General features: G+C 42.6%; 15 protein-coding genes. 10 read left to right on the top strand and 5 right to left on the bottom strand.

The window, feature by feature from the left end; genetic code table 11:
* Positions 1–20: 20 nt before the first annotated feature.
* From D6856_RS06200 to D6856_RS06230, 7 genes are all read left to right on the top strand, one after another.
* On the top strand, positions 21–947 hold the full coding sequence (locus D6856_RS06200; protein ID WP_120686206.1) for a glycosyltransferase family 2 protein: 927 nt from the start codon (positions 21–23) through the stop codon (positions 945–947).
* Between the two features lie 9 nt (positions 948–956).
* A complete protein-coding gene (locus D6856_RS06205; RefSeq protein ID WP_120686207.1) occupies positions 957–2093 on the top strand; it encodes an ATP-grasp domain-containing protein in 1137 nt (378 codons plus the stop codon).
* A 19-nt stretch (positions 2094–2112) separates the two neighbouring features.
* The gene (locus D6856_RS06210) at positions 2113–3588 is read left to right on the top strand and encodes a hypothetical protein (RefSeq protein ID WP_147367809.1); all 1476 of its coding nucleotides are present in this window, start codon (positions 2113–2115) and stop codon (positions 3586–3588) included.
* A gap of 192 nt (positions 3589–3780) precedes the next feature.
* On the top strand, positions 3781–4905 hold the full coding sequence (locus D6856_RS06215) for an SLC13 family permease (protein WP_120686240.1): 1125 nt from the start codon (positions 3781–3783) through the stop codon (positions 4903–4905).
* Between the two features lie 4 nt (positions 4906–4909).
* Positions 4910–5620 carry a metal ABC transporter ATP-binding protein gene (locus D6856_RS06220; RefSeq protein ID WP_092246079.1) on the top strand — a complete coding sequence of 237 codons (711 nt, stop codon included), beginning with the start codon at positions 4910–4912 and terminating at the stop codon, positions 5618–5620.
* Complete coding sequence (locus D6856_RS06225) at positions 5617–6456, top strand: metal ABC transporter permease (protein WP_092246076.1); 840 nt, start codon at positions 5617–5619, stop codon at positions 6454–6456. The genes D6856_RS06220 and D6856_RS06225 overlap by 4 nt, the downstream gene beginning before the upstream one ends.
* A complete protein-coding gene (locus D6856_RS06230) occupies positions 6453–7091 on the top strand; it encodes a hypothetical protein (RefSeq protein ID WP_147367810.1) in 639 nt (212 codons plus the stop codon). Before D6856_RS06225 ends, D6856_RS06230 begins: the two co-directional genes overlap by 4 nt.
* Positions 7092–7100: 9 nt before the next feature.
* Here D6856_RS06230 and D6856_RS06235 read toward each other — a convergent pair whose 3' ends face one another.
* The 5 genes from D6856_RS06235 to D6856_RS06255 all read right to left on the bottom strand — a co-directional run bounded on the left by D6856_RS06235 (position 7101) and on the right by D6856_RS06255 (position 13733).
* Positions 7101–8795: a GGDEF domain-containing protein gene (locus D6856_RS06235; protein WP_120686210.1), complete on the bottom strand. Its 1695-nt coding sequence runs from the start codon at positions 8793–8795 to the stop codon at positions 7101–7103.
* A 1-nt stretch (position 8796) separates the two neighbouring features.
* The gene (locus tag D6856_RS06240) at positions 8797–10557 is read right to left on the bottom strand and encodes a GGDEF domain-containing protein (RefSeq protein WP_120686211.1); all 1761 of its coding nucleotides are present in this window, start codon (positions 10555–10557) and stop codon (positions 8797–8799) included.
* A 76-nt stretch (positions 10558–10633) separates the two neighbouring features.
* Positions 10634–11521 carry a TPM domain-containing protein gene (locus tag D6856_RS06245; RefSeq protein WP_120686212.1) on the bottom strand — a complete coding sequence of 296 codons (888 nt, stop codon included), beginning with the start codon at positions 11519–11521 and terminating at the stop codon, positions 10634–10636.
* A 23-nt stretch (positions 11522–11544) separates the two neighbouring features.
* Positions 11545–12606 (bottom strand): hypothetical protein, encoded by a 1062-nt coding sequence (locus tag D6856_RS06250; RefSeq protein ID WP_120686213.1) that lies wholly within the window; start codon positions 12604–12606, stop codon positions 11545–11547.
* A gap of 14 nt (positions 12607–12620) precedes the next feature.
* The gene (locus D6856_RS06255; RefSeq protein WP_120686214.1) at positions 12621–13733 is read right to left on the bottom strand and encodes an SPFH domain-containing protein; all 1113 of its coding nucleotides are present in this window, start codon (positions 13731–13733) and stop codon (positions 12621–12623) included.
* 149 nt (positions 13734–13882) lie between these two features.
* Here D6856_RS06255 and D6856_RS06260 point away from each other — a divergent pair, with 149 nt between their 5' ends.
* From D6856_RS06260 to D6856_RS15260, 3 genes are read left to right on the top strand one after another with little or no spacing between them, the layout of a single operon-like run.
* Positions 13883–15418 carry an ASKHA domain-containing protein gene (locus tag D6856_RS06260; RefSeq protein WP_147367811.1) on the top strand — a complete coding sequence of 512 codons (1536 nt, stop codon included), beginning with the start codon at positions 13883–13885 and terminating at the stop codon, positions 15416–15418.
* Positions 15419–15433: 15 nt separating this feature from the next.
* The gene (locus tag D6856_RS06265) at positions 15434–15766 is read left to right on the top strand and encodes a cupin domain-containing protein (RefSeq protein ID WP_092246052.1); all 333 of its coding nucleotides are present in this window, start codon (positions 15434–15436) and stop codon (positions 15764–15766) included.
* Positions 15763–15933: a DUF6472 family protein gene (locus D6856_RS15260; RefSeq protein WP_177223827.1), complete on the top strand. Its 171-nt coding sequence runs from the start codon at positions 15763–15765 to the stop codon at positions 15931–15933. Before D6856_RS06265 ends, D6856_RS15260 begins: the two co-directional genes overlap by 4 nt.
* Positions 15934–15938 lie beyond the last annotated feature (5 nt).

Below are 15938 nucleotides of genomic sequence, written 5' to 3' on the forward strand. Positions count from 1 at the left end.
ATTAAAACACGAGGATTTATATGGATATTTCAGTAGTCATTCCTGTATACGGTTGCAGGGAAGCTGTACCGGAACTTTATAAGAGGCTTGCCGCAACTCTTGAAGCGCAAGGAAAATCTTTTGAGATCATCATGGTGGACGATCATTGCCCGCAGAGATCTTGGGAAGAGATAGAGAAGCTTTGCGAAGCAGACGAAAGAGTTGTCGGCATCAGATTATCCAGAAATTTCGGGCAGATGAGAGCGATAACGGCCGGACTTGAGAAATCTGTCGGAGATCTGGTAGTTGTCATGGACTGCGACCTTCAGGACAGACCTGAATTTTTACCGCAGTTTCTCGCCAAGATCGAGGAAGGATATGATATAGTTTATTCCAAGAGAAAAGACAGGAAGGACACCTTTATCGTAAAGGCATTGTCCAGAGCCTTTTATGCGGTGTACAATAAGCTTTCCGACATGAAGTATGATTTCGAGGTCGGAAACTACAGCATCGCAAGAAGGAAAGTCGTTGATGCTTTCCTTGAAATGAAGGAGCAGAACAGAGATTATATCATGTTCCTTATGTGGCTTGGCTACAAGGACACAACTATTGAGATAGAATCAGACGAAAGGTTTGCGGGTAAATCCTCGTACACTTTCGGAAAGAAAGTAAATCTGGCTGTAAGTCTTATAACAGCACAGTCAAACAAACCGCTGTTTTTGGCGGTAAAGGGCGGCTTTATAATTTCATGCGCATCGCTGCTGTTTTTGGTTTATCTGCTTATCAGATATTTGGTCGTAAAAGACTTTGATATGGGATGGCCATCTGTTATTGCGGCGATATACCTGATGGGCGGGCTTGTGCTCAGCGCTTTGGGAGTTGTCGGAATATATGTAGGTAATATCTTCGCGGAGAGCAAGGGAAGACCGATTTATGTGATCGATGATATTTTAAATTCGCATAAGTAGGAGTGATACATGAAAAAGATAGCGATAATAGGCGCTTCATATCTTCAAAACCCATTGATATTAAAGGCAAAAGAGATGGGGCTTGAGACCCACGTTTTTGCTTGGGGAGTAGGAGACATAGGAGAATCCACTGCCGATCATTTTTATCCGATCAGCATCGTGGAGAAAGAGAAGATTCTTGAAAAGTGTAAAGAGATAGGGATTGACGGAATATGCAGTATTTCCTCCGATCTAGCGATGGTCACGGTAAACTATGTGGCTGTTAATATGGGACTTTCAGGTAATTCTCTTTCGTGCACCGAGAAATCGACCAATAAATTTGCAATGAGAAATGCTCTTTCGGAAAAAGATATCCCGTGTCCGGGATACGTTATCGCAGACGACTCTGTAAATGCCGGAAGTATTGACCTTGAATATCCGATCATAGTAAAGCCCACCGACAGGTCGGGCAGCAGAGCGGTTACAAAGCTAAAGACAAAAGCAGGACTGATGGCTGCGATAACAGCCGCAAGAGATGTAAGCTTTGAAAAGAAAGCAATAATAGAGGAATACATTGAAGGCAAAGAATACAGTGTTGAATGTATTTCTTACAAAGGGAAGCATACTCTTTTGGCAGTGACTGAAAAGTTTACGACAGGAAGCCCCAACTTTATCGAGACGGGACATTTTGAACCTGCGCCTGTAAACACAGATACTTACGAGAACATAAGAAAGATCATTTATGCCGCACTGGATGCACTTGAGATCGAGAACGGTGCATCACATTCCGAGATAATGATCCAGGCTGACGGAAAGATCAAGATAGTTGAGATCGGCGGAAGAATGGGCGGAGATTGTATCGGAAGCTCTTTGGTGCAGCTCACAACGGGAATTGATTTTGTTAAAGCGGTCATTGATGTGGCTATGGGACAGGAACCTGATCTTACATCCGACAAAGCACACAATGCTGCAGGAATAAAATTTATCTTCGGACAGGAAGATGCGGATTATTGCAGAGATATCTGCGAGAAATACAAGGACCTTGTTGTCGAGAGTGACATAGAAGAAATAACCGACAGAAGAGTCGTGGACAGCTCATCAAGATTTGGTTACATAATAGTAGCCGGAGAAGATGAGAAGCGGATCCATAAGATTATAGAAGGATAGGGAGTACTGATTTAAAGATATGAATAGTGTGATCAAGAATTCAAAGATTTGGGACGGAATACTGAAAGCGGTTCTCGTGCTGCTTATAGTTGCCGTTATAGCCACCCCTGTTGCGGGAACAATGTTCACCTTTTTAAGTGAAGATGATTTTTCCTATGAGAGTGGTGGACTTGAGGGCTCTGTACTGTATCAATCATCGATCGTAGGTTCATTTATGAAGACCGCAAATATTTATAAGAGCCAGCAGGGCTGCTATACACCTATGTTCTTGGATCATCTGTTCAGACCATATTCAAGATTCGGTATGCCGGGATTCCACTTTGCGATGTTTTCATATGTGGCGATATTCCTTGCATCCGTATTTGCGGTATCACTTGTCCTTATCAAGAATAAAACAGTGTCGCTGGCAGTGATACTGGCTTTGGTGCTCTCGTTTTTCACCATGAGCTATACACGCCTTGATACTGATATAATGTATTGGCACACAGAGACCTTGGGTTATACTCTGATGCTTGGATTTATGCTGTTTGCGTTGACCTTCAGTGTATTGTCGGTAAGAAACAACGGTTATAAGACTGTGATCTATATCATATTAAGCTCCGTGTTTGCATTCCTTGCTTCGGGAGCATCACTTACACTTGTTGCGGTTAACTGCGCAGTTATGGGTGCGGTTCTTATAATTGACTACAAAGAACTTATAGAGAGAAAATTTCTCGTTATTCCTTTTGTGGCAGGTTTTATCGGAGCGCTGATAAATGCCGTTGCGCCCGGTAACTTCGTGCGTGCAGGCGATTCTGCCGTTCCGGGACATGAGACACTTTTAGACGGAATCAGAGATACATTTACATGCGCTTTCGGATCTTTCTTCAAGGCTGTTGATATTATCTTTATTTTAACTGCGATCATTCTTATAGCTCTTTGTATCCTCTATAGAGTAGAAGTTATAAAGGGAGGACTGTCAGGAATCAGGATGCTGATCATATTGGGCGGCGTGCTTGTAATACATTTTATTGAAGCGTTTCCCGCCGCGTATGGTGGAAAAACCGGTCAGCTTACCGGTCATCTTTTGATCGAGCATATTATAGCGGTGAGATTTACCATGATATTTGTAGCGGTATGTTTTGCACAGTGGCTAAGAGAACATTTCTCTAAAGTAGAAATGCAGAAGAATGTATTAAAGGCAGCATGTGCCGTTGCAGTTCTTTTGATACTTGTGCTTCCTGTTTCAAGAGGAATAATACATGACAGTTTTACCGCAAGAACCTGCAGAGATATAAGATCGGGAGCAGCTGTGAGATCGTACAGAGTTAGAGAGTATGTGCTTTCTACGTTCGAGATGGCTGAAGATGGTACTGATTGCATCATATATGTTCCGTGGGATACTTCGACGGAGTCATTCCCCGGTATGGGAATCGGTGCAGATTCCGAGTGGTTTGAAAACAGATCGGCAGCAAATCTTTTTGGTCTTCATACAACGACAATACTTACACCTTGATCCATATGACTATTTTACCCGCAGCTAGGCTGCGGGTTTTTGCTGTAATGAGACATAATCTGCATTTTGTGGTAAAATTGCAAATTATTAGCAAATTCTTTTGACCTTTTCAATATGTCGGAATATAATATGTCACGGAAAATCATTTATGATTTATGTAGAAAAAGAGTATAGAAAGAATCTGTGGGAAAAATGGGAAAAGAAAAGCGTAAGATCACGATAGATCCGGTGTTATGCGTTGCATTCATTCTTGCCGTTGTCTCGGCGTTCATAATAAGACCCGGAAAAGAGTATATCGGCTATATTGATTTTAGGTCTCTCGGAATATTGTGGGGACTTATGGTAGTCATTCAGGGACTGAAAGAGAACACTGTATTTGAAAAGATCGCGACGGCGCTTCTTTCCAAGGTAAAGAACGGAAGGCAGCTTTCAGCGACACTTGTTTTTCTTTGTTTTTTCAGCAGTATGCTAATAACCAATGACGTGGCGCTTATAACATTTGTTCCGTTTGCGCTCATGATGCTAAGTAGCTGTAAGAGAGAAGACCTTACGATATGGGTTGTGATCTTACAGACTGTAGCGGCGAACCTCGGAAGTATGCTTACTCCTCTTGGCAATCCGCAGAATCTTTATTTGTACGGAGTAGCAGGCTTAAGTTTGCCGGGATTTTTATCCGTGACACTTCCGTATACCATACTTGCTTTTATACTTATAGCAATCGGAATAATTCTTTTGCCTAGGGGAAAAGAACCCATTGTACTTAGTGAAGAAGTCGGAACTGTTGGGAAATTCGGTTCAAAGAGACAGATTATTATTTATACGGTGCTTTTTGTATTGGCACTTATGACTGTCCTTGGATATCTTCCGTGGTATATATCCGTTTCGGCAATCTTTATTGTCGTTCTCGGCATGGATTATAAGATCTTGTTCAGAGCGGATTATATCTTGCTTCTTACATTTATAGGATTTTTTATCTTTACAGGAAATCTTGGAAGAATACAACGTATTTCCGAGCTACTTAAAGGTGTTGTCGGTGGCAGGGAATTCTTTGTCTCTATAATCGCAAGTCAGGTTATAAGCAATGTTCCTGCTACATTCCTTCTTATCGGGTTTGCGTCCGATGTAAAAGAGATCATAGCGGGCGTGAACGTTGGAGGACTTGGTACGCTTATAGCGTCTATGGCGAGTCTTATATCGTATAAGAATTTTGCCAATGAGTATCCGGATAAAAAGGGTGCTTATTTACTTAAATTTACTGTTATCAATATCATCATGCTTTTGTGCATGATACTGCTTCATCAGATTTTAGGAGGCTGATTAAATGGCACTTATTTCCATAAAAGATCTGACCCTTGGATATGACAGGATGATCGTTGCAGATGGGATTAGTTTTGAAGTCAACGAAGGCGATTATCTTTGCATAGTGGGAGAGAACGGATCGGGTAAGAGTACTCTTATGAAGACTCTTTTACACCTTCAGGATCCTATGGGTGGCAAGATCACTATAGGTGACGGCCTAAAGGCGAACGAGATAGGTTATCTTCCTCAGCAGACTGTGGTGCAAAGAGATTTCCCCGCTTCGGTTTGGGAGATTGTTCTCTCCGGATGCCAGTCTCACATGGGAGCCAGATTTTTTTATACTAAAGAAGAAAAAAAGATCGCTTTGGAAAACATGGAACATATGGGCATCTTGGGCTTTAAGAAGAGATGCTACAGAGAGCTTTCGGGCGGACAGCAGCAGAGAGTCCTTCTTGCGAGAGCGCTTTGCGCTACGAGAAAGGTTCTTTTGCTGGATGAACCTGTTTCCGGACTTGATCCTAAGGTTACCGCTGAGATGTATGAGCTTATTAAAGAGCTTAACGACAGCGGTATCACAATAATCATGATATCCCATGATATCCATGCGGCTGCTAAGTATGCAAGCCATGTTCTGCATATAGGAAAAGAGGTTTTCTTCGGAACAAAAGAAGAATACGTAAACAGTGAAGAAGGAAAGTTTTTCCTTAGCAAAGAAGGAGGTGACTGGGCATGATGGATAAGCTTACATTATTTTTCAGCTATTCGTTTGTAAGATATGCGTTTATAGTCGGTATACTTATCGCTCTTTCAGCCTCACTCCTTGGAGTTACTTTGGTGCTTAAGCGTTTTTCGTATATTGGTGACGGCTTGTCACACGTTGCTTTCGGTGCGATGGCTGTTGCAAGCGTGCTTAAGCTGACTAATCAGACTTTGCTCATTCTTCCGGTGACCGTTATATGTGCGGTGTTACTCCTTAAAAACGGACAGAAAGCTATGATAAAAGGCGATGCGGCTATAGCGATGCTGTCAGTCGGAGCACTTGCTTTCGGTTATCTTCTTATGAACGTTTTTACAACGTCGGCCAATGTATCCGGAGATGTGTGCAGCACTTTGTTTGGATCTATGTCGATACTTACGCTTACCAAGAATGAAGTGATCATTTGTGCAATACTTTCAGTGATTGTTGTTGTGATGTTTATTTTTCTGTACAACAAGATCTTTGCGGTCACTTTCGATGAGGATTTTTCAAAAGCTACGGGAGTAAATGCAGATGGATATAATCTGTTGATAGCGATAATGATAGCAGTTATCATCGTTGTTTCTATGAACCTTGTGGGTTCACTTCTTATTTCGGCGCTGGTAATATTCCCTGCTATCTCTGCAATGAGACTGTTTAAAAGCTTTTTGGGCGTTACTGTTTTTGCAGCGGTATTGTCAGTGGTATGTGCTTTTTCCGGAATGATCTTTTCAGTCCTTGTGGGAACACCGGTAGGATCAACAATTGTTATCGCCGATGTTTGCGCATTCGCCATCACTTCCTTGATAGCAGCAATAAAAGGAGGTGCATGATGAGAGGAAAGCTTATTGCTACGGTGCTTGTTGTAGCACTGTGTCTTACGGGATGTGGTGATGTTGCGGGTACGAATTCAAGGAATAACGGTGGATCCAAAAGTGTAAATGATGTTTTGGAAGAGCAGATGGCAAAAGAGGATGCATCCGGATCGAACGCAGACAATTCCGGTTCGTTCGATTCCGCTACCGGTTCCAATAACGCCGCTACCGAATCTGACACAGCGGTGTCTTCCGCAGCAACATCAATGCATACCGCAGAATATATGGATGATTTTGGGGACACGATCGATCTGACGGGTCAGTCTTCAACCATGACTTATTCAGTAGTTTTCAATATGGTTTTTTATCCGGAGAATTTTGTCGGAAAGACGATCAAGCTCGAAGGCCTTTTTTCGGAAATGTATGTCGAGTCTACAGACAAGCGTTATTTTGCGTGCTTTGTACCTGACGCAGCAGCGTGCTGTGCGCAGGGAGTCGAATTTGAACCTACGGAAGAATATAAATACCCCGATGATTTTCCTAAAGTTGACGATGAGATCATAGTAGAGGGTGTTTTTGATACATATGATGAAGACGGAGAGACGTACTGTACGCTCCGAAATGCTAAATTCACTAAGAAAAATGCTAATTAACAGGGAGTGTCAAACTCTTAAAGCAATACCGAGTTCTTCGTGCATTCGTCTTTTGTTTTCATACATACGTTGATCCGCGAGAAGATAAACTTCGTGAGAATCTTTATCCGGACATTCATGCTTGTAAGCGTAGCCTGAGGCTACGCTTCTTTGATATTCCGGATAAAGTGCATTCATGACACTAAGAGCACTGTTCATTCTTCCGATAAGTGCTTCAATATCAAGATCCGAGGCATCTTCAATGATGACAAGGAATTCGTCTCCGCCGATTCTGGCGCAAAGACCAAGCTCTTCAAAAGTATTTGTAAGAACTTTAGCAAAGTCTTTTATGTACTTATCACCTGAGAGGTGTCCGTATTTATCGTTAATAGGCTTAAGTCCGTTAAGATCGATACTGATTATGCAATAGTCGGTTTTTGCCTTATTAAGATCCATAAGAGCTTTATCGGACTTAGCTCTGTTGGATAGATTTGTAAGTCCGTCAGCATAGGCAAGTCGCGACAGTGATGCATACTCCTGCCTCTGCGCGAAAGTCTTTGTAATATACAAAAGATAAAAAGCAATCTGGCAGATTACGAAGAAAAGACATCCGCCTGCAATGGTGACTTTTGCTGTAAGCGATGTTATCTGAGCTCTTTGCGGCCCCAAGATATATACGATCAGATGTATAAATTCGGCAATCGTAAAGATAAACAGACCGATCATCTGTATCATGCCTGCGGAAGAGATGTTTTTCTTACGTATGCTGTTGATCGTATAGTAGATTACAACAATAAAGCCCACAACACAGTCTACATGATACATAGGGAGAGTTGCCCTAAGGTGTATGTTGAAACTAAAGTGCAGGATAAACTGGAAGAAAGGGATCAAGCTGCTGATTATAAAGAATGCGAAAAACAGCTTTTTCTTTTCCGGCTTTTGTATGCAGTAAAGGATTATGTAGCAAAACGGGACTATAAGATACAAAGTAAAATATTCAATCTGCGTTTCGAGCGGAGCATAAACAAAAAGTGATAATACATTGTAATAACTAAGGAGCCATGCCCCCAAGTTGATACACATAAGTGATGAGTAGAGCTGGACTGCAATGTCGGGTATAGCCGTTACAAACAAAAGACTCAACATAAGGAACACGATACCGAAGACAAACAGCGCCATTCCGGCTGCAATAATAAATAGATGTGAGTTGATAAAGTTCATCCTAAGTTCCGGAGTTGAACCAAGTGACGGACCTTCAAGAACGGTAAATGCATCGTTTTCTTCTGCGAGCATTTTGAACGTGATCTGTTTTCCGGCATAATCATTGGGCAGGGTAATAAAATGCATCATTTTTCCGATGAATTTGTCTTCGCGGTACATAGTAAGACCATATTTGTATATCAGTTCGCCGTCGATAAAGCATTCGAGCGTGGTATATCTGCTTCTGAATGAAATTGCGGGAAATGGTATTTCTCCGAGATCGGGAAGTGTTTTGGACATGAAGATAACATCACCGTGTTTAAGCTTTGAATCCATGACGGTGAATACTTCAGACATCTTAATGTTCTTATAATTTTCTGTGTTAATGGTAACGTCCCAGCCTTCATCCATAAACGCTATCGGGTAGTCGGGGTGAATTGCAAAGACATGCTGACAGAGTGAGAAGATAATTACCATTATGAGGATTGAAAGAAGAGTTGCGATAACGCGCTTTTTGGTCAGCATATCACACACCTCCCTTCAGAGCTGCATTCTTCATAAGATCGTCGTACAGACGACCCAGAGATTCGTTGTGATGAATTTTTTTCATGGTATACATGCGCTTATCGGCAAGAAGATATACTGACTGCGCATTTCCTGTAAGCTTCGGCTTAAGAGATTCGCTGCTTGCATAACCCCACGATGCGGAATAACGAAGAACAGGCTCATTTTCGTTTTTATCTATCATAAGATCGGTGAGAAGAGCCAATCCGTTTTCTGTTCTGTTGTCATCGACATATGGAAGGATTACGATAAATTCATCGCCGCCCATTCTTCCGATGATCGCCGCATCAAAAAAGCTTTGGCGCAAAAGATCGGCAAAACCGTTAAGAAGCTCGTCGCCTGCTGCGTGACCGTAGTTATCGTTTGTATATTTAAGATAATCAAGATCAAAGCTGATTATTGTGTATTTTCCTTTTAGACCGGCAAGTGTCAGTTCACACTTGGTTCTGTTAAAAAGCCCGGTGAGAGCGTCGGTGTAAGCAAGACCCTCGAGCTGTTTTTTTACCGTCTCTTCGCTTATATATTCTATACAGTGATAGAAATAGTTAAGGAGAAGGCAGATTGAAAAGAGAAGAGCTCCAACGGTCAAAAAGTCTATGTCCGACTTTACGTCTTCCAGTTCAAAGTATTTAAAAATGTTGTATTTTACAATGTCTATGATCGAAAACAAAAGAGTTATTATAAGACCAAACAGAAGGATATTCGTTGACATAACCCTTTTGTGAAGATCTTCTTTGTTTGATGAAAACTTTTTGATCGTATTGATGACCAGTATAGAAATGATGAGGACACCCTCGATAATTGATAAAATATGAAGCCAAGAAACGAAAGCGCAGATATGGCATATATTTAAAAAATGCATGGTCGCTGTGCCAAATACGAACAGGGCGTTAAATATAAGAACGATGTAGCCCAGATACTTTTGCTCAAGCTGGTTGGCTGCCAGAACGAAGGCAAGTATCGTGCCCGGGATCATGAATAGAGCAAGATATTCTATAAAAGAAAAAATCTCTATCTTGTCCGAAATCTGGGAAAAGAGATCATTAAAGCACAGAACATATATGCCTAAGATCAGAGTTACAAAGGCACTGAATATAATGCTGTAATCATGGAAATTATAAAAGATAATGTATGGGGCCAGAACTAAGGTAAGGAACCCGAATACACACATGAATACTCCGACAACAAGGGGTAATCTGTGTTTTTGTAAAAGAGTCATCGAAATATCTTCGCAGTCTCCGAGAGTTATGGGATTGATACCGGAAAATGCGTTGTTTTCATAGGATTTTATAACTATTCTTACCTCTTTTCCCGGGTAATTGTCGGGAAGAGGAATATAATTCTGGACCTTGGGGATCATTTTATTCTTCTCGGCATAGTCTTTTCCGAAAGAATAAATCTTTCTTCCGTCAACATATACATCTACGGTGGATAGGAAAGAGCGGAAGTGAAGCATTGCGGGATTGACATCGGAATACGGAAGCGTATTAACGAGAGTTATCGTGTCGTACTTATTCATCATGTCGATGCCGGTTGTTGACAGACAATCTGCGGAAAAGGTGGAATCCCCACGATGAATAGTCCAGCCTTCTTCTAGCTGAACTACGGGATGACGGTTTGGGGTATTGTATTTATCTCCGCCTAAGAAGATAACTGCGGCAGCCGTTATAGCGATCGCCAGGATCGAAAGTACAGCTGCCTGCATCCTTGTTCTTATTTTCAAAGACGCTCCTCCTATGCTATAAGTATAGCTCAAAAGAGAATGCTTTGACAGTATTTAGATAATAAAGAAATGATAATTAGAAATGTCCGTGACTTCCGCCGTGTGAATGACCTGAGCTTGAAGTGTGGATGGAGCTTCCGCCGCCTCCGTGACTTCTGCTTCCGTTTCCACTGTCGGTATTTCTCATGTGGCGAGAGACATGACTTCTGATAAATTGGTCTGTGTGCTTATTGACTATCAGTCCGTCATGCGATCTGTAATCATTGGCGGCAGGCTGTTTGTGCACGGTCTTTAATTGCGAAGCCATAGCCGCTATTGGGAAGATCGAAAGGATGGCACCTATTCCAAAGCTCATTAATAAAAATCTTATGTAATCGGCACGGGTGCGAGGAGCCTTGATCGAGCCGCTCTGCACATCATAAGGTGTTCCCTTTGCATAGAGATCCAGATAATAATCCGAGACTTCAATGTACTTGCAGAAGGCGCCGTGATAATCACCGTTTTTTAGATACGGGAGCATTTTGTCCATCATCATTTCCTGGCCGTAATCGGTGAAGGCTTGGATGGCATCTCCGGAAGTGCTTATAGCCCATTCTCTGTCAGCCATACTGAGCATGAAAAGAGCACCGCTTTCGTTGTAGTCCGCACCAAAGCCGTTGTAATCAAAATAATCATCGGCGAAATCCTGGATGGGACCGGTGTGAGAAGGAGTTGTAAGGATACAGATATTACTTCCCCTGTTTTCACTCAGTGTGTCCAGCTTAGCCAGAATATCTTTTTCCTCATCGGGAGAAAGAAGATCGGCATTATCCAGAAGTCTTGGCTTTTGCCTTGAGCTCGGAACGTTGTAGCTGTCCCATAGATCCGATGAAGAAGCGCATACGGGTGCTACACATAAAAAGCTCAGAAAAGTCACCGACAATGCTGTTATAAGTAATTTTCTTAAGTGTATGTGTTTTCTCATATTGATAATTGTTCCGTTATCTATCAGAATACGAAAGCCATGAAGAAGAAAACGATTAATGAGGCAACAAGTGTTATAGGGATATAGTACTTAAGTGCCTGCGTCATGCTAAACGGAAGGTCTCCGACAAACTTGCCGTTTTGTCCGTTCATGGCGAAGATAAAGTTCTTGTCATTCCATGTGGTGCTAAGCATATAAACAGGATAGAGCGCATATTTGTGCGACGATGTAACGGTTCCGAAGTTCTCTGAAAGAGTTCTTACGGAAGCATAACCTGACACCGTACGTCTGAAATCTGCTGCTGTTGTGGCATCCATTCTTTTAAATGCATGTGGTTGACATTCCAAGGCATCAACATTGTATTTATTGGCAAAAAAGCCGGCGAGATAGCCCATGTTAAAAGGAACCATTTTGTTGTAATCAAACGGTTCAAGCGATTCCATAAGATCATCGGGCATTTCTCTGGATCCGTCAGCGGGGACTCTTTCAAAAGACTCCGTTCCTGCTCTGAATACGCTGTAGTACTTGGTCTCCCTATAGTTATAGGTTGCATCACTCCAAGTTCTTACTTTGGTAGCCTCATATTCTCCCATAAAGCTTTCTTTTGCATCAAAAAGCCAAAAGGGTACATATACACCCTTTATCTCATCAATGTGATTCTTTTCAAGGAAAACCTTGGGAACAAGCTTTTTTGATTTAACGTACTTGGTGTAAGTAGCGATGGCATCGTCCCTGGTCTTCTGAAAAGGTATGATGTAGTCAGGCTTGAATTCACCGGTGAACTTTTCTTTTACAACGATATTGTTGTTACAGAAGGGACATTTGGTTGATCCAAGAGACTCTGTTGCAAGTATCTCACCTCCGCAGGAACCGCAAGAGTATATATACATGGGTTCGCTTGAAGCATTGGCCTGTCCGGAAGAAGAGTCGTCGACAGCTTCTCCTTGTGAGGATGAGTTATGGTTGGCAACATAGTCTTTTACATCAAATTCCGAATCACAATATGGGCATTTGAGCTTTTGTGTATGCGGATTAAATTCCATTGCCCCGCCACAGGCGGGGCACTCATATTCTTGTAAAGCCATATTATCCTCTATGATCAGTTGGCGGGTCTGGGTGATCCGCAGTTAGGGCAGAAGTTACCCGTGTTAACGTTACCGCATGAGCATGTCCATGTTCCGGCGTTCTGCTGGGGAGCTGCCTGAGCGGCGCCCATGTTAAACAACTGATTGGGGTTCATTCCGCCTGCCTGCTGAGCCATGTTCATTCCGGCGAAGGCCATCATGGGACCTGCAGAAGTGTTCTTGGCTGCATCCTGCATAGCCTGAGCCTGTGCGCTTGCAAGCGTAGCTGCTGCCATATTGGGATTGCGAAGAGCGCCTGCTTTCTGGAGCTCTTTGATAGTCTTTTCGTCTTCTTCGTCAGCTACTACAGAGCTTACGCCGAAGCTTGAGATCTTGATTCCGTAGAAGTCATCCCATTTATCGGAAAGAACTTCGTTTAATGCATTGGCAATTTCGTTTGTGTGTCCGGGAAGAGCGCTGTAACGGATTCCCATCTCGGATATCTTTGCAAATGCAGGCTGAAGAGCTGTAAGAAGCTCGCTCTTAAGCTGAGATTCGATCTGATCTTTTTTGAAATCTTCCGATACATTTCCGCAGATGTTCTTATAAAAAAGAACGGGATCGATGACACGATAGCTGAACTCGCCGTGACACTTGATGCTTACATCCATATCAAGGCCGATGTTTGTATCAACTACGCGGAAAGGAATCGGATTAACCGTTCCGTACTTGTTTCCGAGAATCTCTTTTGTATTTATGAAATAAACTCTCTGGTCCTTGGCTGCGTCGCCGCCGAAACCGAGTCTTTTGCCGAACTGCTTAAAGCTGTTAACGATAGCTTCTCCCAGGTCTCCGTAGAAGATAGAAGGTTCGCTTGATGTGTCATAAACGAATTCTCCTGCTTCTGCGCAGATCTCCGTGATCTGTCCCTGATCCACAAGGATCATGCACTGACCTTCGTTGACTGCAATGATCGAACCGTCAGAGATGACATTATCATTGCCTTTCTTATTTGATCCTCTGCCTGCCTTCTTTTCGCCCTTTGTAAGAAGAGTGTCATTTGAAAGTGCAGGACAGTAAAAGTATTCCCTCCATTGATCTGCGAGCACGCTTCCGCCTGCTGCCATTGCTGCTTGAATAAGCCCCATAACTATCTCCTTTCATAACCTAAAAAAATTGGTCAAACTTTAAATAAACTAGGTAATATCTATTTTCGCACATTTGTATCTAAAAAACCATAACGGGGCAAAAATTTCCGACCTTTGTGATATCATTATGTTTAGTGGGTGGAGATGCCGTGAAAAAGATAAAAATAAAGATAAATTACAAAGGAAAAATTCATAATATAGAGACCGTCAGAGGTAAGCTCCTTAGGGATGTTCTGGAGGCGGAAGGAATCTCTTATCTTTTCCCGTGCGGAGGAAACGGAAGGTGCGGGAAATGCAAGGTGAGGTTTGTGACGGGAGCGCCGAGACTAACGTCTGCGGACAGTACTTATATTTCGGAAAAAGAGCTTTCGGATGGCTATAGGCTTCTATGCAGGTGCGTGCTTGACAGAGACTGCGAAGTAAACGTTCCGGGCGGCGTAGATGAAGAAAGTATAGTGGCGCAGAACGTTGATACCGGAGTATTCAGCGCTGCCGGTGGAAAAAACAAATACGGAATTGCCGTTGATATCGGAACTACAACGATCGCGGCGGCACTTCTTGGAATAGCAGGGAACGGCGAGGTCACTGTTATTAAGACAGGATCGACGATCAATCATCAGAGGCAGTATGGGGACGATGTGATATCAAGAATTGCTTATGCTTCCGATGAAGCGGGGCTTAAAAAGCTAAATGAGATCGTCACGGCCGATGTGAAAGAGCTTGTAAATGAACTTAGAAAAGACATTGATCAAAATGTTGATCTGCTTGTTATAGCGGGTAACACGACTATGCTTCATATATTCAGAAACATAAGCGTGGAGAGTCTTGGAAGATATCCATATAAGACAAAGAATCTTGAGATCGAGCAATGTGATTTTTATGGTATAAAAACAGTTTTGATGCCTGGATTTACGGCATTTGTAGGGGCCGATATTTTATCCGGAGTATATTATACGGAACTGATCAAGAAGGGTGAAAAGAGGCTTCTTCTCGATCTTGGTACCAACGGTGAGATGGCTTATTATGACGGAAGTAAGCTTAAGATATGCTCAACTGCGGCAGGCCCCGTGTTTGAGGGTGGAACGATCGAGTGCGGAGTAGCTTCAGTTCCGGGTGCGATATCGCATATTAAGATCAGTGACGATCTTAAAACAAGCTATGAAACCATAGGAGACAAGGCTCCGATAGGTCTTTGCGGAACCGGAGTTATGGAGGCTGTGGCGGAGCTTGTAAGAGTAGGTGTGATATCATCGGATGGTCTTCTTTCGGACGAGTTTTTTGAAGATGGTTTTTCTTTTACAAAAGACGGAAAGGTAAGGCTTACGCAGGGAGATATAAGAAATATTCAACTTGCGAAGGCTGCCGTTAACTCCGGAATAAGGCAGCTTCTTGACGGAGAGGTGCCTGATAAAGTCTTTATTTCAGGGGGCTTTGGAACCAATATTGATTACGAAGCAATAACACCGCTTAAGATGTTTCCGGGTTCGATCAGAGGGAACTGCGAAGGCGTAGGAAATACATCTCTTAAAGGAGCGCTTAAGTTCCTTTCGGCTGCGCTTTACGGAGAGAAGAATGAAGCGGAAGAGACAGCTCTTTTGACAGAGATAAAAGATTCTGCAAGCGAGCTGATTCTTGCAAATAAAGATGATTTTGATGATACTTTTGTGGAAGCGATGAATTTTTGATCTCGGAGGTTTATTATGATAGATGACAGATGGGTGTTTTATAAGGATGTTGATGCGCAGGATATGGGCGGCGGAGTTACAAGACGCGTGCTTGCCTACAGCAAAGACCTTATGTGTGTCGAGAATTCTTTTGAAAAGGGCGCGATAGGCGCATTGCACCATCATCCGCATACGCAGATAACTTATGTTGTGAGCGGCGAGTTTGAATTTGAGATTGACGGTGTCAGGAAGGTAGTAAGAGCGGGAGACAGCATGCTCAAGACAAATGATGTGGTGCATGGTTGTGTCTGCCTGGAAAAAGGCGTTCTTCTTGATATCTTTAATCCAATGAGAGAGGATTTTGTATGATCTGTGATACTTGTGCCAATTATGTTTATGACGAGGATTGGGAATGCTATACCTGCATGGTAAATATGGACGAGGATGACTACGCAAGATTTATGAGCGGCGGGGCCAAAGAGTGTCCGTATTATCAGGACGATGATGAATACAAGGTTGTAAGGCACCAGATGTAAGGGGA

The organism is Butyrivibrio sp. XB500-5, assembly GCF_003625505.1.
In the GTDB taxonomy this organism is placed as follows: Bacteria; Bacillota; Clostridia; order Lachnospirales; family Lachnospiraceae; genus Butyrivibrio.